This is a genomic window from Pseudoselenomonas ruminantium (assembly GCF_900142515.1).
GTDB lineage: Bacteria > Bacillota > Negativicutes > Selenomonadales > Selenomonadaceae > Selenomonas_A > Selenomonas_A ruminantium_D.
This window is the reverse complement of the sequence record NZ_FRBC01000005.1, coordinates 105,588-127,626: the sequence shown is the minus strand read 5'-3', so window position 1 is coordinate 127,626 and position 22,039 is coordinate 105,588. Positions and strand designations below refer to the sequence as shown.

Below are 22,039 nucleotides of genomic sequence, written 5' to 3'. Positions count from 1 at the left end.
CACGCTGAAAGACGCGCCGCTGGCCTGCCCGGCGCAATCCAGCTAAACATCTCTAACCTTACAGGGAGGGTCGTTTAGCGGAAACAGAAAAAGCACTCCCCCGTGAACCCCTGCTGCGTATGAACGGGATACCTTCAGCACGAACTAAACTACAAACTGCAATTTCTCTGATTTATTGACGAATTGTCAGCGGCCGGTAAATCCCGCCCAGCAAGGCCTCATACACAATGCGCTTGACGGCCCCAGGGCTGCTCTTGCGCATGCCCATGGACTCGATAAGCCCCGTAATGAGCCCAAAGAAAATATCGTTCATATCCGTGGAGGAAAAATCCCCCTGCAACAATCCAGCCTCGCGCCCCTTGCGGAAGAATGCCGTCAGTTCCTGATCGAACGCATCCCACTCTGCTTCTGTCACCTGCACGGGCAGTGTCTCCCGCCCCATGCAGCGCACGAATGGCCCATTATCGGCAAACAAGCCGATAATATCCTGCAGATCATCCAGCCAATCGGAGTTTTCCCGCTTCAGTACCGCGCTGACATCAGCCAGGACCTGTCGTTCCTTCTCAACCAGAAGCTGACAGATATTTGCCTTATTCGTATAGATGCGGTGCAGGCTGGCCTTGCTGATGCCGACGGCTTCCGCCAGCTCCTTCATCGTACAGCCAGGATTATCTGCCAGCGCATCCGCTAATTTTTCCACTAACTCATCTCTGTCAAATGCCATAATATCTCTCCTTGCTCAATCGATTCCAGTATAACATCACTTGCCAGAAATAGGAACCGCCTTTTCTGCGTCAGTCCGACGGCGGTCAATGGCCCCCCTGAGCAAACTATACAAACAGGGGATGACCACCAGCGTAAGGACAGTCGACGTGACCAGGCCGCCCAGGATGGCATGTGCCATCGGCGCGCGGGCCTCAGCACCAGGACCGAGAGCCATCGCCAGCGGCAGCATGCCCATCATCATGGCCATAGTTGTCATGAAAATCGGACGGAAGCGGGCCTTGCCGGCTGCCACTAAAGCCTGATTTACCGCCAGTCCTTCGGCCATGCGCTCCTTGGCGTAATCGACCAGCAGGATGGCATTTTTCGTCACCAGCCCCATCAGCAGCAAAATGCCGATGCCGGATATCATGGAAAAACCGCTGCCAAAGATCAGCAATCCAGCCAAAGCCCCGATAAAGGCCAGCGGCAGCGCTGCCATGATGGCCAAGGGTTCTAAGAATGACTCAAACTGCGCGGCAAGGATCATGAAGATAAAGGCGATACCCAAGACCAAGGTCTGCAGGATGCTGTTCATGGTTTCATCCATCTCCGTGGCCTCACCGGCACTGCCGGTGCTGACGCCGGGCGGAAGCTGCAATTTTTCCAGCTTTTCCTCCCATTGCTGTTCAAACTCACCCAAAGAAACACCATCCACATTGGCGGAAATGCGCACTTCCATGCGCCGTTCATAACGACGGATGCTGCCAGGACTGGTCTCGTATTTCCAGTCCGCTACGGCAGACAGGGGCACCAGCTGTTTGTTGCCCGCCGCATCCGTTTTTCCCGTCAGCACCTGAATGAAATTCAGCTGGCTGGGATTTTCCCGGGCACTTTCCCGCAGGCGCAGACGCACATCCACCTGCTCGTCCGTATCATCGAACTTGCCGGTTTTCTTGCCTTCCAGCAAGGTCGAAACCGTATTGCCGATGGTTTCATTGCTGACACCCAGATCATGGGCACGGGCATCCTTGGTCATAACGGAGAGCCGCGGTGCACCAGGGCGATAAGAACTAGTCACATCCGTTGCCCCGGGCATTTCCTCCAAGGCTTTGACCACAATATCCGAGGCCTCGCCCAATTTCTGCATATCCGTGCCCGTAAGGCTGATAGCTATGGGACGATCGCCGGAATCCGAGAGGCCCTCCACATATATCTTGACACCAGGGATGGCATTGAGCTGCCCGCGCAGCTGCGCCACCACTTCCGTCTGGCTTTCCCTCTCCTTCTTAGGCTTGAGCTTGACAAACATCGCCTCGGCCTCCGTAGAACTGCTGGTCGCATAGACATGCTCCACTGCCGGATGCTGGCGGATGATGTCCGTCAATTGCTGGGTGCTCTCCTCTTTTTTCGCCAACGATACACCATCCTGCAATTCATATTTCACCGTGAACTGCCCCTTGTCGCTGGCAGGCAGCATATCCATGCCGATAAAACTCAGCATGGACAGGCTTATAATAAACAGCCCCACTGCCAGCAAAGCCGTTTTCTTGCGATGCTGCGCCAGGATTTTCGTCAGCAGTTCCCCATAACGCAAGGCCAGCTTATCGAAGAACCGGCTGAACTGCCGCTGCTTGTCCCAGATAAAGCCCTTGGACTGTAGCTCCGGCCGCAGGAACTTCGAGGCCAGCATTGGCGTCAGCGTGAAGGAGATAAACAGAGAAATGATGACCGCAAAACTGATGGTCAGACCGAATTCCTTGAAGGAATCCGCCACGGAACCCGTCATAAAGCCCATAGGCATAAAGACGGCAATAACACTCAGGGAAGTCGCCATAACCGCCAGTACGATTTCCTTCGTGCCTAGGGCCGCGGCCGCCTGCGGATCTTCGCCCTGTTCGCGGTGACGGATGATATTTTCCACCACCACGATGGCATCGTCGATCAGCAGGCCAATAGCCAGGGACAAACCGAGCATGGTCATGGTATTGATGGAAAAGCCCGCCTGATTCATAAAGAAAAAAGTCGAAATCAGCGACGTTGGAATGGTCACGGCACTGATCAGCGTACTGCGCAAATCGCCTAAGAACAGGAAAACCACCAGCACAGCAAAGATGCCGCCAATCACGAGATCTTCATAGACGCCATGCATAGAATCTTTGATGCGCTGGGCATCGTCGCGGACAAGATGCACCTGCACCGAATCCGGCAGATTCTTTTGCAGTTTGGTCAATTCCTCCTTGACTGCGTCAGCCACCTTCACAGCATTGCCGCCGGACTGCTTGCCCACTTCAATGCCGATGGCTTGTACGCCATCATAGCGGGCCACACTCGTTCTATCCTTGATGGTGTCTTTCGCCTCGCCAATCTGCCGGAAATACACCGGCTGGCCGCCGCGCTGAGCCACCATGAGATTGTTGAAATCCTGCGGGCGCGCGATTTTCGTCTTCGTACTTACGGACAGTTTCGCCGTGCCGCTGTCGAGGTTACCGCCTGGTACTTCCTTGATGCCCTGCTCGATATTTTCCGCCACTTCCGCCGGAGCCAAAGCAAAGGCCCGCAGAGCTTCCGGACGCATCAGCAGCTGGACTTCGCGCTTTTCCTCGCCGAAGACAGACAGCTTGCCCACACCGGCAATCTGCTGGATGGCCGGTTTCACCTGATCTTCCACGAGAATGGAAAGTTCCCGCTGGGAAAGTTTATCCGAAGTGATGGCAATAGCCGCCACGGGATCGGCATTCATATCGAAGCGGGAGACCACCGGTTCATTGATGCCTTTGGGCAGGTCATCCTTGATGGCATTGACCTTATCCCGCACCTCCTGCGTGGCGGCGGCCGGATCTATCTCCATGGCAAACTCCACGCCGATATCCGCCGAACCTTCCGTAGACGTGGAGGTGATATGACGCACGCCCCGGGCCTCGCTGACCGCCTCTTCCACCTTGCGCACGATCTGGGCATCCATCTGCTCAGGCCGTGCCCCCTCATAGGTGATCTGCACCGATACATAGGGGTAGGACATATTGGGATATTCCGCAATGCTGAGCTTGAACAGGCTCACAAGGCCCAGCAGCACCAGTGCCGCTGTCATAACCGTGGCCAGAACCGGCCGTTTGATACTAAGTTCCGGCAGACTCATTTTTCGCCTCCATAAGCATTCACCATATCGCCATCTTTCAATTTATCGAGATTATCCGTAATCACCAGCGCCCCTTCGCTAAGGCCGCTCTTGATTTCCAGATTCTCATCATAAAGCGCTCCGGGTTCTACACTAACCTGCTGGGCCTTGCCCTCATCACTGACCACAAATACATAATTCTGGCCCTTGCGGGAGGTCATCGCACTGCGCGGCACGGTGAGCACAGGCTTGGCTTCCTCATCAGCCAGCAGGACTTCGGCAAACATGCCAGGCATCAACTCAAAACCGGGATTCTCCACGCGAATCTTCACCATGAACAGGCGATTGTCACGTCCCGCCACGGGATTGATGACTGCGACCTTCCCGGCAAAAGTTTTATCTTTATAAGTATCAACCTTGACCGTGGCATCTTTGCCGATCTGTACCTTATCGATATCCTGCTGTTCCACCTGCACCGTTACATAGACCGCATCAATCTGCTCGACAGTCATGAGCTGCGTGCCCGCTGAAACCATCTGCCCCAAAGTCACATTCTTATTGGCCACCACGCCCGTCACGGGGCTTGTGACCGTCGCATCGGCCAGACGCTTCTGCGCAATGGCCAGATTGGCCGCAGCATCGTCCATCTCCGTGCGGCTCGTCGCCCATTGCGTCTGCGCCGCATCAAGGTTCTGTCTGGACGTAGCGCCGGTTTCATAAAGGCTCTGCTGGCGCTGCAGATTCACCGCGATATTATCATGGCTGACCGTTGCCTTGTGCACACCATTTTCCGCCATGCGCACATTGTTCGCCAGTTCCTGGCTGTCCGTGCGCAAAAGCGGAGTCCCCGCTTGCACCTGCTGGCCGTTTTCCACCGTGAGGCTTTCCACCGTCCCGGAATAACGGCTGCTGATAATGGCCGAAGTCAGCCCTTCCACCGTCCCCGTCAAATGCAAGCCCTGCTGCTGTTCCGACACCACCGCCCGCCGAGTACTGACAGACAGTACCGACTGAGGCTTCACGTCTTCTGCCTCACCATCATCCAGACTAAAAAACACGCCCCCCAGCAGACAAACTGCTGCCAATACCCCGCCAGCAACATATCGATTAAACCGCCACTTCCGCACCATCATCGCTCCTTTTAAGACCAATATGACTCATTTTGTTTTATAATAACATCTTCTCTAAAATAAGTCAATATAGTCTTATTTTGTTCAGCAAAAAGACTACCCCAAATTGCAGTTTGTCGGTGCGAGCTGGAACACAATTCGTTACAAAGCAGTGGGGCGGCGGTGGGAATACTTTTTCTGTGGGAGCGACCGTCTGAGCGCAGCGAAGACCGGCCCGACGTAATCAGCAGCTAAAGAGCACGCTGAAAGACGCGCCGCTGGCCTGCCCGGCGCAATCCAGCTAAACATCTCTAACCTTACAGGGAGGGTCGTTTAGCGGAAACAGAAAAAGCATTCCCCCGTGAACCCCTGCTGCGTATGAACGGGATACCTTCAGCACGAACTAAACTACAAACTGCCATTTATAGAAAACGTCCGTTGGCAAAAGTGCCAACGGACGTTACTGTCTATAATAGATTTTTCACGTAATCAATAGAGCTTATTCAACACATCCTCATCCATCTTGAACGTATGTTCCTCAGCCGGGAACGTCCCTGCCTGCACCTCCTTGACATAAGCCGCAAACGCTTCTTTCATCTGCGTGCCGAGTTCTGCGAAATGTTTGGCGAACTTCGGCGTGTAGTCGGAGAACAGTCCCAGCATATCCTGATACACGAGAATCTGTCCATCGCAGCCAGCCCCGGCCCCAATGCCGATGGTCGGAATCGACAGCTTATCCGTGATGAGCTGGGCCAGCGGCGCCGGAATGCACTCCAGCGTCAAAGCAAATGCCCCGGCCTTTTCAATGGCCAGCGCATCCTCGATGAGCTTTTTGGCCGCTTCCTCGCTCTTGCCCTGGATCCGGTTGCCCCCCAGCGCATTGACCGACTGCGGCGTCAGGCCCAAATGCGCCACCACGGGAATCCCCGCATCCGTGATGGCCTTGATCTGCGGGCAGACAGCGGCACCGCCCTCCAGCTTCACCGCATTGGCCCGGCCTTCCTTCATCAGGCGGCCCGCATTCATCACGGCCTGTTCCACGGACACCTGATAGGACATAAAGGGCATATCGATGACCACCATCGTATTATGGCAGGCCCGCGCCACCGAACGGCCATATGTGATCATATCCTCCATCGTCACCGACAGCGTATCGGGCAGCCCCAGCATCACATTGCCCAGAGAATCGCCCACCAGGATGGCATTGATGCCCGCAGCTTCCTCCAGTTTCGCCGTGGAATAATCATAACAGGTCAGCATGGAAATCTTCTCCCCATTGGCCTTCATCTTAGCAAACGTTGCCACCGTGTTTTTCATGCAAATCTTCCTTTCAAGTCAGCTGATTGTAATAAAAACTCCTTGATGGAAGAGTAATCCCGTGCCGGATTCTTTGCCTGCGCTGTCATGAGCAGTTCCTGCGCCAAAAGATCATATAGCTGCGCCGCTTCAGGCTCCAGGCAGTCCAGATGCTTCCGGATCGTGCCCAGATCCCCCCGCTCCACCGGGCCGGTCAGGGCCGCCACCATGCCATCCGCGGCAATATGCCGGGCATTGCCCGCAAACAGCGGCATGAGTGCCCGTTCCGCCTCCGCCGGCGAAAAACCGCACTCGGCCAGCAGCCTGCGGCTCAGCGCCAGCAAAGCGATCACATAATTGCTGGCCAGCGCCGCCGCGCAATGATACTTGACCTTGACCGCAGGCGCTACTACCTTGACCTTGAGCGCCAGCGATTTCAGCCACATTTCCATGAAATCAAGCCGTTCCTCCGAACCCTCCAGCGTAAAAAAAACATCCGCCAGTTCCTCGTAAGCATGATACTTATCGCTTACGGCGAACAGCGGATGAACGGAAAAGCCGGTGGCTCCATATTGCTCGATATCGGGAAACGCGTCCCTGGCGGTCAGCGCACCACTACAATGACAAAAAATCTTATTTTGAATCGTTTCGGAACGAAGCTCCTCATAAAAACCCCGGAGCGCTCCGTCCGGCAGCGTGAAAAAAAGCACATCACTTGCATCTGTCAGGTCTCCTGCCTTGGCAAAAGCCTGCGTACCGGTAAAATCTGCTGCCTCTTGTGCGGATTGAATGCTGCGGCTGTAATAGCCTGTAACTTCAACACCATGCATGCGGAAATATTTTCCCAGCGTGAAGCCGACCTTGCCGGCTCCGAAAAAACCAATCTTCATCGCATCACCTCATTTTAGAGGATGCGCTTTTTGATTCAAAAAAGATAAGTACAGTTTCCTCACGGAATACCGTCCATCGAAGGTTATTGTAGCACAAGAACGGATGCTCTGCAATGAATCTGCAGACAAAAGCTCCCATGACAAAAAGACGCAGGCGGAAGAAAATCCGCTTGCGTCTCCGAAAAACTGCCTTTTTCTTAGCCCAGCATCCCATACGCTGCGCCGCGGCTGTGGTTGTTGAGCGCGCCCAGCATCTGCTGGCTCATGCTCTGCATCCCCTGCTTCACCGCCCACAGTGCCATCTGGCTCTGGGTATTGGCGCTGGCGTTCGTCACCGATTCTGCGGCAATATCCGCATCATCATTAGCCGACAGCGATGCCTGCAGGTTCTCTTCCATCGTCGTGTAGTTATCTGCCTGATAACTGAGACCCTGCTGCTTGGCGCCGATAGCCGTTGCCTGGTCCAGGGCAGCATTGAGAGCGCTGTCCACCGTGTCCAGTGCGCTGGCCAACGAATCCGGGTTCGTCACATCCACCAGGCTCTTGCCCTGGCTGTCCGTCAGACCCAGACCCTTGGTGCTCATATCGCCCAACGATACGGTCTCATAACCGTCCGTACCAGCCACCGTCACCTTCTGGCTGCCATCCAGCAAAGTCTTGCCGTTATAGGTAGCCTGTGCGTTGGTGTTGATCTGGGACAGCGTCTGATTCACCGTCTCCTGCAGAGCAGCCCGGTCGTAGTCGCCGTTCGTGCCATTAGCGGCATTGATCAACGTCTCCTTGAGGCTGGACAGGGAACTCACCGTATTGTTGATGGCACCACTGGCCACATTGAGCATCGAATTAGCCGTCTGGGTGTTGGCGGTAGACTGACGCACACCTCCCAGGTTGTACTGCATCTTTTGCGCAATGGCATAATCAGAAGCGCCATTGGCGGCACTCGGCCGCTTTGAGCCGGTAGCGATACGCTGCAGACTGGCGTTCTGCAAGCTATGAGAACGATTCAGCTGATTGAGGGAGCTGTTCATTACACTGCCAATGCTCATAGTCATCTCTCCTTTCCTTAGTTTTTCTGGAAATCCCAATTCCTTTTGCCTGACTAACTATATTGCTGCTTTAAAAATGCGTCTATTTCTATAGCTATATTATACCGCACCAAAGCATTGCGCGCAATAAGAATTTAGTACCTGCGGCGAAAATCTATTCCTAATTTTCCCTGCTTCACCGCACGGCCAGTTTATCCTGTATCGCCTTCGGCACAAACCGCCAGAACTCGCTTTGCTGCGGCGGCCGTTCCTGCATCAGCTGCTCCGCCTTCTCCGCATCCAGCCGTGCATAAGCCTCTTTCAGGGCCTTCTCCTTCGCCGCTCCGCGCACCCGCCGGATCTTGCCCTGCTTTTCCCGCACATACTCCTCATGAGGGATCTGCGGCGAATAGGAACACTCGATGGCCTTCTTCAGCCAGGAAGCCGGATAACGGATATCGTGCTGGAAAAGCTCCAGCCATAACACCACCAGTTCCCGGTCCACCGTTTCCAGCCCGTAACGGCGCACCAATTCCTTGATCTGGCCTGGCGTGACCTGACACCGCATGCCATGAAAAATACAGCGTTCCAACGTGACCTCACTCATGCACCGACACCCCCATCATCCAGCCCAAGATCCGGCCGGTCCCAAGGGTCGGCCCCCGGCTTCTGCCCCAGCCGTTCCTGTGGCCGCGCATCAATCCCCAGAGCACGCAGCTTATCATAGCAGAGACTGTAGCTGAGCGTCCGGTCATAAGCGCTGCGATTATGCCGCGCCCGCACGATCAGCCCCATCTTTTCCAGATGCGCGGCTGCCCGCTTGATGCTCGAGGACGACACACCTAACTGGCGCCCCCATTCAGCCTCCGTGTTATACACCCAGAAACGCCCTTGGGCGAAATTGTGAGTGTGCCCGAGCCAATAATCGAGCTGCGACAAGAGCAGTGCCTCCGTACGCCCCACTTTGGCCGCCAGATCCAGCCGCAGGATAATGGTATTCTTCCGGTCCATGCCAATCATAACCACTCACGCTCCTGCTGCTGAATCCGCTGAATCGTGCGGCGCAATCCCTTCAGTTCCATCTCCGCCGCAAAAAGATCCGCATAGAGGAGCCTGCGCCCCAGGTCGATCTTCTCCCGCAGCCGCTTCAGGCTGAGCTGCACCGGCAGAACGCCGCCCGACAGGAAACGGATCTGCGACTTGCCTCCGGGGGCCGCTTCCCCGCGCACGATCCGGGCCACATTCGGATACGCCAGCGTGCTGTGATTCCTGTTGAACGCCTTGCAGTAAGGAACCGGCATATAGATCTGAGAACAACTGATCTCGTAATAGTCCATATGCCCATGCGGCCTGCCATTCACGCAGCTGCGCCGGCTGCGCAAAACCTCCAGGCTCCGCCCGAAAGTCTCTGCCATATATGCCAACACCGACTCCACCTTGTAATTGAGCAGGCATATCTCTGTGTTCGTGCCCATTTTTACGACAGTAGCAAAGTTGCCAAATGAAAGCGGCTTTTCATACAACGCCTCGACAACCTTCGCATTCCTCACAGCCTGCTTTTCTTCATCCTTCATGCTCAACCCCTCTTTCTCCATACAGGTGTCGATTTTGTATCGTTTCGGCATCTTTATGCATATTTTACCGCTCATTTTATATTAATGTCAAGTGTTTCCTTTCTTTTACTTAGAGGTTAAAATTAACTGATTTCGTTAGCTAAAACACCACCTTGCTGCATAACACATAGACTTTACAACATTACAACTCCGAACAGCAAAAACAAAAGCCATATCCGCAAGCAGTAAGCACGGACAATTGTCCACGCTATGTTTCTGTATATTTATGCATAATAGGATATTGCTGCCCAGACACAGGCCTCCCTTGGTAAAAATCTCTGGTAATCTCTGTTATAGATGCGGCCCCTGCGGCCCTTCCAGCAGTGCAGGCTGCCCCTTTGGAAACAGGCAAAAAAATCTTTCTCCGACAGGTAAATTTCTGCGCAGCTGAAGTTATGTATAAGGGTGAGCGGCCGCAAACAAAAAACAGCCAAAAGAAAGGATGATCAATCATGGCAACTCGTATGAACCCCGCAACGAAACTGCAGATCAAGGTGATCACCGCCACCGACAACTCCGGCAAGGAACAGATTGCCGTCCGCAGCTTCAACGTAAATCCGGCACTGACCGATGCCGACCTTCTGGCCATCGGCACGAAACTGGGCAGCCTCCAGAGCTTCCCCGTCAGCGACATCTGCCGTCAGGACAATGCCGCATTGGCCGAATGACCACCCGCTTGATTGCAAGGAAAGGAGCGATTCCCTATGAAAACCACACTCAAAATGATCCTGGCCCTCGCCAACGGCAAGACCACGACCCTGTCCCTGCCGGCCCCGCGTGAAGACCTCACCACAGCCGAGGTCACGGAGGCACTCAACACACTCATCGCCAAAAAGGCCATCACCGCAGGCGGCAGCCCCATCGAAGCCATCCAGCGTGTCTTCGTGCAGGACGTAGCAGAAAAGGCGCTGGTCTAAATGGACGAACCCCTGCTCACCGCCGTTTCCGCCGTAGGCTTCCCCATCGTGGTGACCTTCTACCTGCTGACCACCTTCCAGCGGTCCATGGACAGGCTCACCACCCAGCTGGGAGAGCTGACCCGCGAACTCCAACGGCTGAAATAGAGTTTTTCTCCACCAATAGTGGACAGCGTCACCGTCATGTGTTAAAATGTAAACATAATAAATCGTGCAAAGAAGCCGTATGCCATATCCCCTCGGGATTGCATACGGCTTTCTCTCTACGAGGAAAAATTTTAGGAGGTCGTTTTATGTCAGAAAACAATCAAAGCAGCCTGGACAAGTTGGGGATCTGGATCATCGGAGCCACCGTTCTCGGGGCCGCCACCGGGCTGGTGCTGGGCAAAGAGGCCCAGATGCTGGCGCCCTTGGGCAATCTCTTCATGCAGCTCATCAAGATGGTGGTCGTGCCCCTCGTGCTCTTTTCCCTGATTGGCGGCGCTGCCTCCCTGGGCAAATCCAGCAGTGCCGGCAAGATTGGCCTGCTGACTTTCGGTTACTACGGCATCACCACAGCCGTGGCGGTAGCACTGGGGCTGGCCGCCAGCGAAATCTTCCAGCCGGGCCGGGGCATCGAGATGACCACCCTTTCGGAAGCCGCTATCCATGTGGACCATATGGAAGAAAGCACCAAGATTCCCGGCTTCTGGGAAACGGTGACAGGCTTCGTTCCTACCAACCCCTTCCAGGCTCTGGTGGATGGCAATATCCTGCAGATCATCGTCTTTGCCTTGTTCATGGGCTTTGCCGCGACTTATCTGGAGGAGCACAAGAAAAAATACGTATTGGATTTCTTCAATTACCTGACGGAATTATTCATCAAGGTCATGACGGGCATCATGTATGTGGCCCCCATCGGCGTCTTCTGCCTGATGGCTGATGCCACCGGCACCTTCGGCTATGCCGTGCTGACCAAGATCCTCTATCTGATCCTCCTCTATATCGTGGTGCTGGCCATCGTCACCTACGGCATGATCGGCGGCTCCGTGGCCATGTTCTCCAAATGCACCACCTACAAGCAGTTCTTCAAGAGCATGTGGAAGGTACAGGTCTTTGCCTTCTCCACGGCCTCTTCCATCGCCACTTTGCCCCTGAACATGAACACCGCCACCACGGAACTCAAGGTCTCCAAGGAAACCACTTCCTTCGCCCTGCCGCTGGGAGCAACCATCAACATGAACGGCAATGCCGCCTACTATGCTATGGCCGCCACCTTCATCGCCCAGATGTACGGCATGGAACTGTCCCTGCCCCAGTACATCGCCATCATCATCACGAGCACCCTGGGTGCCGTAGGCCAGGCCGGCGTCCCTGGCCCGACCCTGCTGGTGGTAGCCGTGCTGGTCTCCGCCGGCATCCCCATCGATGCCCTGCCCATCCTCTTCGGCGTGGACAGGATCTTCGATATGTTGCGCACCGCCGTAAACATCACCGGCGACGCTGCCTGCGCCACCATCGTGGACAGATTCCGGGAAATTTGAAAAAAGAGCAACTTCATAGACTTTTCTTCTATGTAAAGTAAGGGAGCCCCCGGAGCAGCAGTCCGGGGGCTTTCGAAAACAAATCCGAAAATGTCGGGGGTTTACATACTGTTTTCCCTTACCAATGCCGCAAATCGTAATCCAGGCACATACGAACCATAACGCTGCGTGCGGTGAAATATTCCTGCATCAATTCATCCATATTGGCAATTCTCATCACTTTCCAATTGCCGCTGTCATTGCGCTTCAATTCCAATTTCACAATGACCGACTGGGGATTGAAGTCTTCCTTTTTGGCAGTGAATTCAATATTGGCAGCAGCTTTGTTCCCATCTACGTCCATCGTTTTGATTTTCGGCTCATATTGCTGGGACAAATAAACCAGGTACTGGATGTTTTGCTCCTCCGTATTTCCAGAGAGCCAGCTATAGTCACGGGGCATCTCCACAGGAGGCTTATCTGCTGCGTGATTCATTTTTATGGCCTTTTTGATGACCTGCTGCATGATGGATAAATTTTTCCTACGCTGCCGCTCCGGTTCTGTCTTATATTCGCTTTCCAGATAGCTGTCTACGCCAAGACTATCTTTGGCTCTGGCGCTGTACCGCTCCAAATCCGCCTTATCCTTTTCATAGCGCCCCTCATAATAATCGCTATAGAAATTTTCGGCCAGCGAATCAAAGTCCACATATTGTTCGGCCAATTCATAGTCGCCGCTATATATGGCCGAGCTGAGCTGCTGCAAGGCGTATTCCGGTTTTTTCTCCTGCGGCGTATAGTATTTCGCAAAGGCAAGGGTCATGCCCACCAACAACGCCGCCCCCATCAGCAGGAGAAGCCCGTTCACCATCCAGCGGGAACTTTTACTTTTTTTCTGTTCCGTATAGGACGTCCCACATGCCGGACAAAATTTATCACCAGCGGCCATTTCCCTGCCACAATTCCTGCAAAACATTACTCCATCTCTCCTATTCTTATAAATCCCCACAATCACTCAACCAGACGGAAGCCAAACCACTGAGCTTTTTCATCCCAGAAAAAATATACGGAATTGACGGTACACGTCCAAGGGTCAAGGGCGCGGATCTTTTTCCTCTGTACTTCTCGCCGAGAGGACCGCGCTCGCCGTTTACGCCCACACCATACATCCGGGCAATGCCCATGACTTCCAACTGACCACTGTGCAGCTTAACCACGATATTATCATAAACCAAGCCGGCTTTATCCAAAAATTCCACACAGGATACTCCGCTTTTCCATGCCAACAATACACTCCATATACTTCCGAAATCAGCGCCGCCTGAACGCTATGTGGTGCCAGCATGGCTGACGCCCCGCCCCCTAACAACAGGGCCAGCATGGCATAGGCCAGAATCTTTCCCTTGTTCATCTTCTCATCCTCCCTAAATTCTCTCTTATATATACAAAAAAGCGCCGCCTATGGCGACGCTGTATTTTCAAATGGCAGGGGTAGCTGGACTCGAACCAACGCATGCGGGATTCAGAGACCCGTGCCTTACCAACTTGGCGATACCCCTGTGTCTTTAACGCTTGTGCGCTATCAACAATAAATATTATAGCGGCAGACCTATAAACTGTCAAGCGTTTTTTGAAATTTTTTCCAAAAAAATTTTCAGCTGATGAAGATCGCCCCTACCGGGCAGTCTGCCGCCACCTGCTGTGCATCCTCCAGTGCCTCGGCGGGCAGATCCTGAAATCCTTCCGCCAGCCCGTCCGCGCCCATACGGAAGCCCTCTGGGCAGCCATCTGCACACATACCGCAGGCCACACAAATGTTCTTGTCCACATATCCCTTCATTATATTCTCACTTCAAACCGTTTTTCTTCCTCTTTGGCTTGCCGGACCGGCTTCAAAGGCTTTGCTTTTTCCTTAGGCATATCTGCCGTTACCTGTTCCCGGTATTGTCTGGCCGCCTTGGTGGGAGGATTGGGATTCACAGGGATGCGGCCTGCTTTTTGCAGGCGTTCCTTGGCTTCGGCCCTTGCCTGCCGCATTTCCCGCAAGGCTTCCTGTTCCTCGTCATGGGCGATCTTGGCCAGCACCTCGTCCGGGGTCATGCCCCGCAGTTCTGCAAAGGTCTCCACCTGTTCCCGTTTTTTGGGCGCCCGGACCGGCTTTTTCCCTTGGTCTGGCAGGGGCACAGGTGCGGCAGCACCGTCAATATCCGCCATGGACAGGCTCCCACTCCGCCCTTCCTTGCGCCCCATGAGCTTGCGGATGCCGAACCAGACCACTGCACTCATCAGGAGCAGCACGCCGCCCCAAAAGAGCGCCCCGTGAGAGGCGAACTGCTCCCAGCCGTGATCCTGCTGCCGGGTCTGGCTTTGGGTGTTTGCGGCAGCCTTGGCATCAGCCAGAGCTTCCTGCTGGGGATTTTCCTGCTGCAGGCCATTCTGCACCACCACGGTCCGGGGTTGCTGGTCTGCCTGCGAGGCACCGCCGCTGGCATCCACCTGTTTCGGCTTTTGTTCTTTTTCCGGCCGCGACTGGGTCGTCTTGGACAGGGCACCGTTTCCCTTGGCGACAGACTGCCGGGCCTGATCTTCCGTCCGCTCATCATGGGTCTGGGTCTTGTCCTTGGGTACAGTGGATTCCTGCACCGAGCCGCCATTCTGCAGCGTGCCCCCCGGCACCGCCGGCGGAGTTGGCGGCACAGGTGCCACCGGTGCTTTTACCGCCATGCTTCTCCCCCCTTTTCAAAGCTCTCATCTATATTATACACAATCACCAAATACAAAAAAAGTAAAAAAGCTGCCCCCTTCAAGGGGGCAGCTATTTTTACAATGGATTCAATTCATGGCTGCAGCTTTCGGACGGCGTTTGAGCTGTCCGGCCAGAATCAGGACAAAGAGAGCCAGCCCGATGACGTCGGTGACGAGACCCGGCTGGATCATCAGCAGGCCGGCAACCACGAGGATCAGGCGCTCTGCCAGCCTGCAATCGGCGGCCAGATAGCCGATCAGCGCCGAGCTGATGGCCACCATGCCGCCCAAAGCCGTAACGGTGGACAACAGGAGTTCCGGCACGGTGCCGCTCATCATCAGCAGCACCGGTGACATCACGAAGATATACGGGATGATGAAGGCCGCAATCGCCAGTTTCGAGGCGTTGACACCGGTCTTCAAGGCATTGCCGCCGCTGATGCCGGAACCGGCATAGGCAGCCAATGCCACCGGCGGCGTAACATCAGCGATGATGCCGAAGTAGAACACGAACATATGGGCCGCCAGCACCGGTACCCCCATCTGCACCAGCGCCGGTGCCGCAATGGTAGAGGTGATGACGTAGTTAGCCGTTGTCGGCACGCCCATGCCCAGCAGGATGGCCGTAATCATCGTGAAGAACATGGTCGGCAGCAGCAAACCGCCGGAAAGGGTCAAAAGCCCCGAAGCCAGTTTCAGGCCCACGCCGGTCTTGGTGACCACACCGATGATAATACCGGCTGCCGCACAGGCCACGAGAACGCCCAATACATTCTTCGCCCCCTTTTCCAGCCCCCGCACGATTTCAATCGGCTGCATGCGCGTGGATTTTCTAAGTGCCGAACACAGAATCGCCAGCACGATGGCCACGAGCGCCGCCCGCATGGGCGTATAGCCGGAAACCAGCAGATAGACGATGATGATCAGCGGCAGGGCCAGATGACCGCGCTCTTTGAGCAGGGTGAAGAAATGCGGCAGCTGCTCCCGAGGCAGGCCCTTCAATTTGCCGCGCTTGGCCTCAAAATGCACACCGAGCCAAACGCCCGCGAAATAGAGGAGCGCCGGCACGACAGCCGCCTTGACGATATCGATATAGGGCACGCCCACGAACTCCGCCATCAGGAAGGCCGCTGCGCCCATGACCGGCGGCATCAGCTGGCCCCCCGTAGAAGCTGCCGCCTCAACAGCCCCGGCAAAGTTCTTATGATAGCCCAGTTTCTTCATCATGGGAATGGTCAGCGAGCCCGTACCAACCACGTTGGCTACCGAGCTGCCGGACACCGTGCCCATGAGGCCCGAGGACAACACCGCCACTTTTGCCGGACCGCCGCTGGCCCAGCCGGCAATGGAATTGGCCAGATCGATGAAGAACTTGCCCAGCCCCGTAGACTCCAGATAAGCCCCGAACAGGATGAACAGGAAAATGAACGTGGACGATACACCCAAGGGGATACCGAACACACCTTCCGTCGTATAGAACAGATGGCCCACCAGCTGGGAGAGCGTCAATCCTCTGTGCGCCAAAACTCCCGGCATATAAGGACCGGCAAAGGCATAGGCCAGGAAGCCCAGCACCACGCAGACCATGGGCAGGCCCACCACGCGGCGGGCCGCTTCAATGACCAGCACAATGCCGATCAGGCCTACCGCCAAGTCCACATCGGACACCATGCCTGCCCGCATGACCAGATGCTGGTACTCATAGACGATATAGCCCGGAGCTGCCGCCCCCAATACCGCCAGCAACAGATCGAAGGGGTGTATCTTGTGCCGCGACCATCCCTTCCGGGTCGGATAGAGCAGATACACCAGGCACAGACCAAAGCCCAGATGTATCCCGCGCTGCAATTGCGCATCCAGCACGCCGAAAGTTGCCGTATAGAGCTGAAACACGGAAAACGCGATGGCGATGAACGCCACGACCTTGGCCATCAGCCCCGTGTATTCCATCGTGTCAGATTCTTTGTCAAACTCCTTCAGTACGGCCTGCGCCCGTTTAGCATCATGTTCATTCATGCATAACCAATCCTTTCCATAACGGCATCAGCTCCACCGATACCAACGTTCCTGGTTTATAATCCTCATACAGGGGAAAATTCTTTCCGCCCAAATTCATACTGAGCTCCGTGCCGACTCCCACCCGGAAGTCCAGCCGCGGGAACTTGCGATCCTGTCCCCGCAGCCAGTAATAATCCCCCTCCTGCACAAACTCACCTTCATGCTCATCAAAGGGCAGTCCCACACCGAATGACTGATACTTCGTTGCCTTCAGTACAAAATGATGTCTGTCCTCATCCACCGCCAGAAACTCCTCCACAGTCGTCTTCTGCACCGAATGGATGAAACGCAGGGACAACGGGAAACCAGCCGCAGCCTCACCCAGATAAAGCCGCTGTCCCCCGGCCCACATCACCACACAGGGCAAAGTCAAGATCTGCCACAAGGCCAGAACCAAGCCCAATCCACACAGCAAAAACTCTTTCTGCAACAATATCACCTTGAATACACAATCTAGCTCCTAAAAAAGGGCTGTCACACCCAGTGCAACAGCCCCTCCGCAAACCGTCTTACTCTTTAAAGAACTTCTCAGCCCCTGCATTGACCGGCAGAGACATACCTTCCAAAGCCTTTTCCTTCAGGATTGCCTTAGCAGCAGAATGGGCGGCATGGATACGGTCAAGGTTCTTGAACAGAGCCTTGGTGATCTCATAACCCAGCTTGTCATCCACCTTATCATTCGCTACCAGCATAGCCATCACGGATACAGCCGGCACTTCTTCATCAAAACCGGCATAGGTACCAGCCGGGATCTTCGTCTTGGTGTAGAACGGATACTTCGCAATCAGTGCATCTGCCTTGTCAGCATCCACCGGCAGGAGGCGGACTTTGTGCTGGGAAGCGATATCCTGCACAGCAGAGGTCGGATAACCAGCCGTCAGGAAAGCCACATCGATATTGCCATCCTTGAGGGCGCTGGCTGCTTCCGCAAAGGACAGGTACTGAACCTGAATGTCATTATAGGTAATGCCATAAGCTTCCATAATCTGGCGGGCATTCGCCTCAACACCGGAACCCATCGCACCTACGGCCACTTTCTTGCCCTTGAGGTCCGCAATGGATTTGATGCCGCTGCTGTCCAGCGTCACCGCCTGACAGGTTTCCGGATAAAGGGTGGCGATACCCTTGAGGCCTTCGACCTTCTTGTCCTTGAACATTTCCGTACCGTTCACGGCATAATAGGTAATATCATTCTGAACGATAGCCAAATCCACAGAACCATCCTTCAGCATATTGATATTCGCTACCGAAGCCCCCGTGCTCTGCGCACTGGCATTCATACCCGGGATATCCTTGTTGAGGACTTCCGCCATGGCACCGCCAATGGGGTAATAAGTACCTGCCGTACCGCCGGTACCGATATTCAAGAATTTCTTTTCTGCCGCATTGTCACCACCACAGCCGGTAAACACCGCTGCCATGGCCACAACCGCCAACCCTGCCACCAGGGCTTTCTTCCAGCTCGCAAAACTCATACTTACCCCTCCTATTGTGTCAATTGACCTATAAATTAAAACAATAACTGCATATCTCATATATCATTATAGCATAGAGGGTATACACTGACAAGTCATTTCCAGTAAAAAGTAGACGTTTTGTAATGTATGTATGTATACATTGCACAAATAAACAAAAACTATAACGATTATAAGGCGGTCTCCTGCACGCAGACATAAAAATATCCCCGGCTGCAAGAGAACCTCACAACCGGGGAACCAGATCAATCGCTATTCAATTATGATGATTTCCAAATCCCTGCGCCCAAACATCAGAGCTTCTTCACGGCTGTCAAACGCCACATCGATCCTATGGCCTTTGATATCACCGCCAATATCTTCCGCAACAGCCCGGCCATAACCGGGAATGAAAACCTTTGTTCCCAGCGGGATCACATCCGGGTCCACCGCAATCACGCCATGCCGCACCAGCGTGCCGCTGGCCGTATGCCTGCTATTGCCAGGATCATAGGCACTGTAGCCCGTAGCCGATACATACATGGCCCAGCCCTGAGGGATCGAACCATCGGACTCGGCTTCTGCCGACTGCGTTTCTGCCCCTTCAGCTTCGCCTGCACCAGCTTCCGCCTCCGGTTCTTCGGCAGATTCATAAGTCTGCCCCCCGGAAAGATAATAATAAGTGCCATCACCGCAGACACCGTCCACCGTCAGCCCTCGTGATTCCTGGAATTTCTCAATCGCCGCTACCGTCTGCGGGCCGCAAGCCCCGTCAGCCTCTCCTTCGAGAAACCCCTGTTCGATCAACAATTCCTGCACATGGCGCACAGCTTCACCGTGAGAACCTTCTTTCACTAATATGGATGCCGCCGCAGGGGCAGCCGTAAAAAACATACATACCAGAGTAAATGACAATAACAAGAACATTTGCTTCCGCAATAGAACCACCTCACTTGTTTTATCCACATCTATATGTATACACTTCTTTTATTTTAACAAACTTCACAACTTTTCGTCAAACGAAACGCAAGTCTTTCATATCAGACGTATTGACGGCAAACACGATCCAGACAAAAGAAAAAGCGCCGCTTTCGCGACGCTGTGCCTTTCAAGTGGTGGGCAGGGATGGATTCGAACCATCGTAATCCGAAGATGACAGATTTACAGTCTGTTGCCTTTAACCACTCGGCCACCTACCCATAAAATGGTGACCCAGGAGGGACTCGAACCCCCGACCCTTTGATTCGTAGTCAAATACTCTAATCCAACTGAGCTACTGAGTCATGTATATTGAAGTTTCTTGTAAGTGGTGGGCCCACTTGGACTCGAACCAAGGACCGACCGGTTATGAGCCGGTTGCTCTAACCAACTGAGCTATAGGCCCAAATTTTACTCAATTCTTTCCCGCATTATGGAGCGGAAAACGAGACTCGAACTCGCGACCCCCACCTTGGCAAGGTGGTGCTCTACCAACTGAGCTATTTCCGCATTTTGTTTTTTCATCACCAGCGATTCAGAAGTTTTTTCTGTGTCTCGCTGACTGACAAAAACTATTATACGCATATCCATACCATCTGTCAACACCTTTTTTATATTTTTTTCAAGTTTTTTTAAAAAAGTTTGTCCGCACGCACCCCCCTTAATTCCCCACCAAATCCTACGATAATCATATAGAAGAGATATGCTTTCAAGGAGGAATTCATCATGGCCATGATCATCAACAACAATTCTTCCGCCCAAATGGCTTTAGGCGAAATGCGCAAGAACAACAGCAAGCTGGAAAAAGCCTCCCAGCAGGCCGCCACCGGAGTAAGGATTGGCGGTGCCGGCGATGGCGCTTCTGAATACTCTATTTCCGAGAAGATGCGCGTGCAGATCCGGGGCTTGGAACAGGACATTGCCAACGCCCAGACCGGCACCAGCCTCATCAAAACCGCTGAAGGCGGCATCCAGGACATCATCGACAACCTGAGGAGCCTCAAAGAACTGGCCCTCAATGCCGCCAATGACCATAATACCGATTTGGACAGGGAAACCATACAGAAGGAAGTCAACAGCCGACTGGAAACCATTGACGATATTGCCGCCACTACCAACTACAATGGAAGACTGCTTTTAAATGGCAACTACGGTATCCCCCAGGACGTCAGCACCAATAATGGCCCCACCGGCACCCCTACACTGATTGGCGCTGGGACTTACGATTATAATATCACCAGAGACGGCGTATACAGCATTTCCAGCAATTACCACGGACATATAAACATCACCGCCAAAAACGTCAAATTCGTCTCTGAAACTGCCGGAGCTACCTTGACCGCAATAGCTATAAAAACATCTTCAAGCGGGGGAACAAATGTATGGCTGGATGACATAACCATACATAACGACAATGATACAAGCAATAGCCTGTATGCCCAGGGAAAATGTAATGTCATACAATTCCAAGGAAGTAACAATACCCTGAACATCTGCAATTCTGTACAAATATTTGGCGGGAATTGCAATAATCAAGGCGCTACTCTTACAAATCGCGAAAACTCCGCTGCCATAAATATTGGGGATGGACTAACCATAAATGGCATAGGTGCCAATAGTTCCCTTATAGCCAACCTTACCGATGTTGGTCCTGGTAACTGTCATGCAGCGGTTATTGGCTCAAATCAGGGCGAATCTTTATCCGGTGACCTTACCATCAACAATCTATCTTATTTTCAATCAGGATGTGAGGAAGGGCCCTGCGTTGGCGCCGGTCGGGGCGGACATATCGGCAATATCACATTCAATAACGTAGGAGAGATTCGTTTAGGCACACGCAATGGCAACGGTATCGGAGCTTCCCCCGGCGGAAGCGTGGGCAATATCACCATAAATGCCCATCGTCTCTATGGCAAAACTGGAAACTATGATGGAAATGGCACCGTCATCGGCAATTACAATGGCTCCAATGGTGCCATCAATATCAATGCCGACTATATCTTCCTGGCTTGCAAACCTTCCATAGCCTCCGTCGGAAATTTTACCATGAATAATAATACCAGTGGTACTACCATCACCGCCCCAGCCACCATAAACGGAACTGCCTATAACCCTAGCGGCCATAGTTATATTGCTAATCCCAGTCAATATCCCAATTCCCAAGTTTTTGAATATACTAGTCCTGCCGCCGCTGACAACAATGGTGAAAAACTCCATGGCCTTGTCATCCATACCGGCACCAAGGCCAATCAAAACCTGCGGGTTATCATCAACAGCATGGACACCGGCACGCTGGGAATCGATCCCTTGCCTGTTAATCCCCGCGAAGCGGCAGTCAATGCCATTTCTGCCATTGACAATGCTATCGGCTACAGCCTCAACGAAAACACCCGCATGGGTGCCTATCAGACGGAGCTCTCCTACACCATCACCAACCTCACCACCGCCAGCGAAAACACGCAGGCCTCCGAATCCACCATCCGGGATGCCGACATGGCCAAAACCATGATGGAACACGCCAAATACAATATCCTCACCCAATCCGCCCAATCCATGCTGGCCCAGTCCAACCAGAACAGCAGCAACGTACTGAACCTGTTGCAATAAAGCATTTTTTCAACACAATCCGGGG

22 protein-coding genes and 5 tRNA genes are annotated in these 22,039 nt (G+C 53.8%); 5 read left to right on the top strand and 22 right to left on the bottom strand.

Translation table 11 applies throughout. The features are described from left to right. Positions 1-172: 172 nt before the first annotated feature. From BUB68_RS04280 to BUB68_RS04240, 9 genes are all read right to left on the bottom strand, one after another. A complete protein-coding gene (locus BUB68_RS04280; protein WP_073088538.1) occupies positions 173-724 on the bottom strand; it encodes a TetR/AcrR family transcriptional regulator in 552 nt (183 codons plus the stop codon). A gap of 36 nt (positions 725-760) precedes the next feature. Then, the gene (locus tag BUB68_RS04275; RefSeq protein WP_073088537.1) at positions 761-3,841 is read right to left on the bottom strand and encodes an efflux RND transporter permease subunit; all 3,081 of its coding nucleotides are present in this window, start codon (positions 3,839-3,841) and stop codon (positions 761-763) included. Then, the gene (locus tag BUB68_RS04270) at positions 3,838-4,953 is read right to left on the bottom strand and encodes an efflux RND transporter periplasmic adaptor subunit (RefSeq protein ID WP_081371850.1); all 1,116 of its coding nucleotides are present in this window, start codon (positions 4,951-4,953) and stop codon (positions 3,838-3,840) included. The genes BUB68_RS04275 and BUB68_RS04270 overlap by 4 nt, the downstream gene beginning before the upstream one ends. Before the next feature lie 465 nt (positions 4,954-5,418). Then, positions 5,419-6,246, bottom strand: coding sequence for a 3-methyl-2-oxobutanoate hydroxymethyltransferase (gene panB / locus BUB68_RS04265; RefSeq protein ID WP_073088536.1), 828 nt, complete (start codon positions 6,244-6,246; stop codon positions 5,419-5,421). Then, positions 6,243-7,115 (bottom strand): Rossmann-like and DUF2520 domain-containing protein, encoded by an 873-nt coding sequence (locus BUB68_RS04260; protein ID WP_073088535.1) that lies wholly within the window; start codon positions 7,113-7,115, stop codon positions 6,243-6,245. The genes panB and BUB68_RS04260 overlap by 4 nt, the downstream gene beginning before the upstream one ends. 197 nt (positions 7,116-7,312) lie before the next feature. Beyond that, on the bottom strand, positions 7,313-8,161 hold the full coding sequence (locus BUB68_RS04255) for a flagellin (protein WP_073088534.1): 849 nt from the start codon (positions 8,159-8,161) through the stop codon (positions 7,313-7,315). 175 nt (positions 8,162-8,336) lie between these two features. Further along, a complete protein-coding gene (locus BUB68_RS04250) occupies positions 8,337-8,747 on the bottom strand; it encodes a hypothetical protein (protein ID WP_073088533.1) in 411 nt (136 codons plus the stop codon). Then, positions 8,744-9,160 (bottom strand): hypothetical protein, encoded by a 417-nt coding sequence (locus BUB68_RS04245; protein ID WP_073088532.1) that lies wholly within the window; start codon positions 9,158-9,160, stop codon positions 8,744-8,746. Before BUB68_RS04245 ends, BUB68_RS04250 begins: the two co-directional genes overlap by 4 nt. Next, positions 9,157-9,714: a hypothetical protein gene (locus BUB68_RS04240; protein ID WP_073088531.1), complete on the bottom strand. Its 558-nt coding sequence runs from the start codon at positions 9,712-9,714 to the stop codon at positions 9,157-9,159. Before BUB68_RS04240 ends, BUB68_RS04245 begins: the two co-directional genes overlap by 4 nt. Before the next feature lie 491 nt (positions 9,715-10,205). Between BUB68_RS04240 and BUB68_RS04235 the strand changes: the two genes are divergently transcribed. The 4 genes from BUB68_RS04235 (at position 10,206) to BUB68_RS04220 (ending at position 12,193) form a co-directional block, all read left to right on the top strand. Next, a complete protein-coding gene (locus tag BUB68_RS04235; RefSeq protein WP_073088530.1) occupies positions 10,206-10,421 on the top strand; it encodes a DUF1659 domain-containing protein in 216 nt (71 codons plus the stop codon). A 36-nt stretch (positions 10,422-10,457) separates the two neighbouring features. Next, positions 10,458-10,670 carry a DUF2922 domain-containing protein gene (locus BUB68_RS04230; RefSeq protein WP_073088529.1) on the top strand — a complete coding sequence of 71 codons (213 nt, stop codon included), beginning with the start codon at positions 10,458-10,460 and terminating at the stop codon, positions 10,668-10,670. Then, on the top strand, positions 10,671-10,817 hold the full coding sequence (locus BUB68_RS04225; RefSeq protein WP_073088528.1) for a YvrJ family protein: 147 nt from the start codon (positions 10,671-10,673) through the stop codon (positions 10,815-10,817). A gap of 146 nt (positions 10,818-10,963) precedes the next feature. Further along, the gene (locus BUB68_RS04220; RefSeq protein WP_073088527.1) at positions 10,964-12,193 is read left to right on the top strand and encodes a dicarboxylate/amino acid:cation symporter; all 1,230 of its coding nucleotides are present in this window, start codon (positions 10,964-10,966) and stop codon (positions 12,191-12,193) included. 118 nt (positions 12,194-12,311) lie between these two features. Here the strand turns inward: BUB68_RS04220 and BUB68_RS04215 are convergent, their stop codons facing one another. The 13 genes from BUB68_RS04215 to BUB68_RS04155 form a co-directional block, all read right to left on the bottom strand. After that, positions 12,312-13,148 carry a zinc ribbon domain-containing protein gene (locus tag BUB68_RS04215; RefSeq protein ID WP_073088526.1) on the bottom strand — a complete coding sequence of 279 codons (837 nt, stop codon included), beginning with the start codon at positions 13,146-13,148 and terminating at the stop codon, positions 12,312-12,314. 19 nt (positions 13,149-13,167) lie between these two features. Next, positions 13,168-13,431, bottom strand: a complete 264-nt coding sequence (locus tag BUB68_RS14990) for a hypothetical protein (protein ID WP_143188080.1) — start codon at positions 13,429-13,431, stop codon at positions 13,168-13,170. A gap of 224 nt (positions 13,432-13,655) precedes the next feature. Next, positions 13,656-13,731, bottom strand: a tRNA-Gln gene (locus tag BUB68_RS04205). 95 nt (positions 13,732-13,826) lie between these two features. Further along, positions 13,827-14,000 (bottom strand): ferredoxin, encoded by a 174-nt coding sequence (locus tag BUB68_RS04200; protein ID WP_256625776.1) that lies wholly within the window; start codon positions 13,998-14,000, stop codon positions 13,827-13,829. Positions 14,001-14,011: 11 nt separating this feature from the next. Further along, positions 14,012-14,896, bottom strand: a complete 885-nt coding sequence (locus BUB68_RS04195) for a hypothetical protein (protein ID WP_073088523.1) — start codon at positions 14,894-14,896, stop codon at positions 14,012-14,014. A gap of 108 nt (positions 14,897-15,004) precedes the next feature. Then, complete coding sequence (locus BUB68_RS04190) at positions 15,005-16,933, bottom strand: TRAP transporter permease (protein WP_073088522.1); 1,929 nt, start codon at positions 16,931-16,933, stop codon at positions 15,005-15,007. After that, positions 16,926-17,405, bottom strand: coding sequence for a DUF1850 domain-containing protein (locus tag BUB68_RS04185; RefSeq protein WP_073088550.1), 480 nt, complete (start codon positions 17,403-17,405; stop codon positions 16,926-16,928). Before BUB68_RS04185 ends, BUB68_RS04190 begins: the two co-directional genes overlap by 8 nt. A 79-nt stretch (positions 17,406-17,484) precedes the next feature. Continuing rightward, the gene (locus BUB68_RS04180; RefSeq protein WP_073088521.1) at positions 17,485-18,450 is read right to left on the bottom strand and encodes a TAXI family TRAP transporter solute-binding subunit; all 966 of its coding nucleotides are present in this window, start codon (positions 18,448-18,450) and stop codon (positions 17,485-17,487) included. 252 nt (positions 18,451-18,702) lie between these two features. Continuing rightward, the gene (locus BUB68_RS04175; RefSeq protein ID WP_073088549.1) at positions 18,703-19,356 is read right to left on the bottom strand and encodes a 3D domain-containing protein; all 654 of its coding nucleotides are present in this window, start codon (positions 19,354-19,356) and stop codon (positions 18,703-18,705) included. A 186-nt stretch (positions 19,357-19,542) separates the two neighbouring features. Beyond that, a tRNA-Tyr gene (locus tag BUB68_RS04170) sits at positions 19,543-19,628 on the bottom strand. 6 nt (positions 19,629-19,634) lie between these two features. Further along, positions 19,635-19,712, bottom strand: a tRNA-Arg gene (locus BUB68_RS04165). 24 nt (positions 19,713-19,736) lie between these two features. After that, positions 19,737-19,813 (bottom strand) — tRNA-Ile (locus BUB68_RS04160). Positions 19,814-19,841: 28 nt separating this feature from the next. Continuing rightward, positions 19,842-19,917, bottom strand: a tRNA-Gly gene (locus tag BUB68_RS04155). A gap of 216 nt (positions 19,918-20,133) precedes the next feature. Here BUB68_RS04155 and BUB68_RS04150 point away from each other — a divergent pair. Continuing rightward, complete coding sequence (locus BUB68_RS04150) at positions 20,134-22,014, top strand: flagellin N-terminal helical domain-containing protein (RefSeq protein WP_073088520.1); 1,881 nt, start codon at positions 20,134-20,136, stop codon at positions 22,012-22,014. Positions 22,015-22,039: the final 25 nt, after the last annotated feature.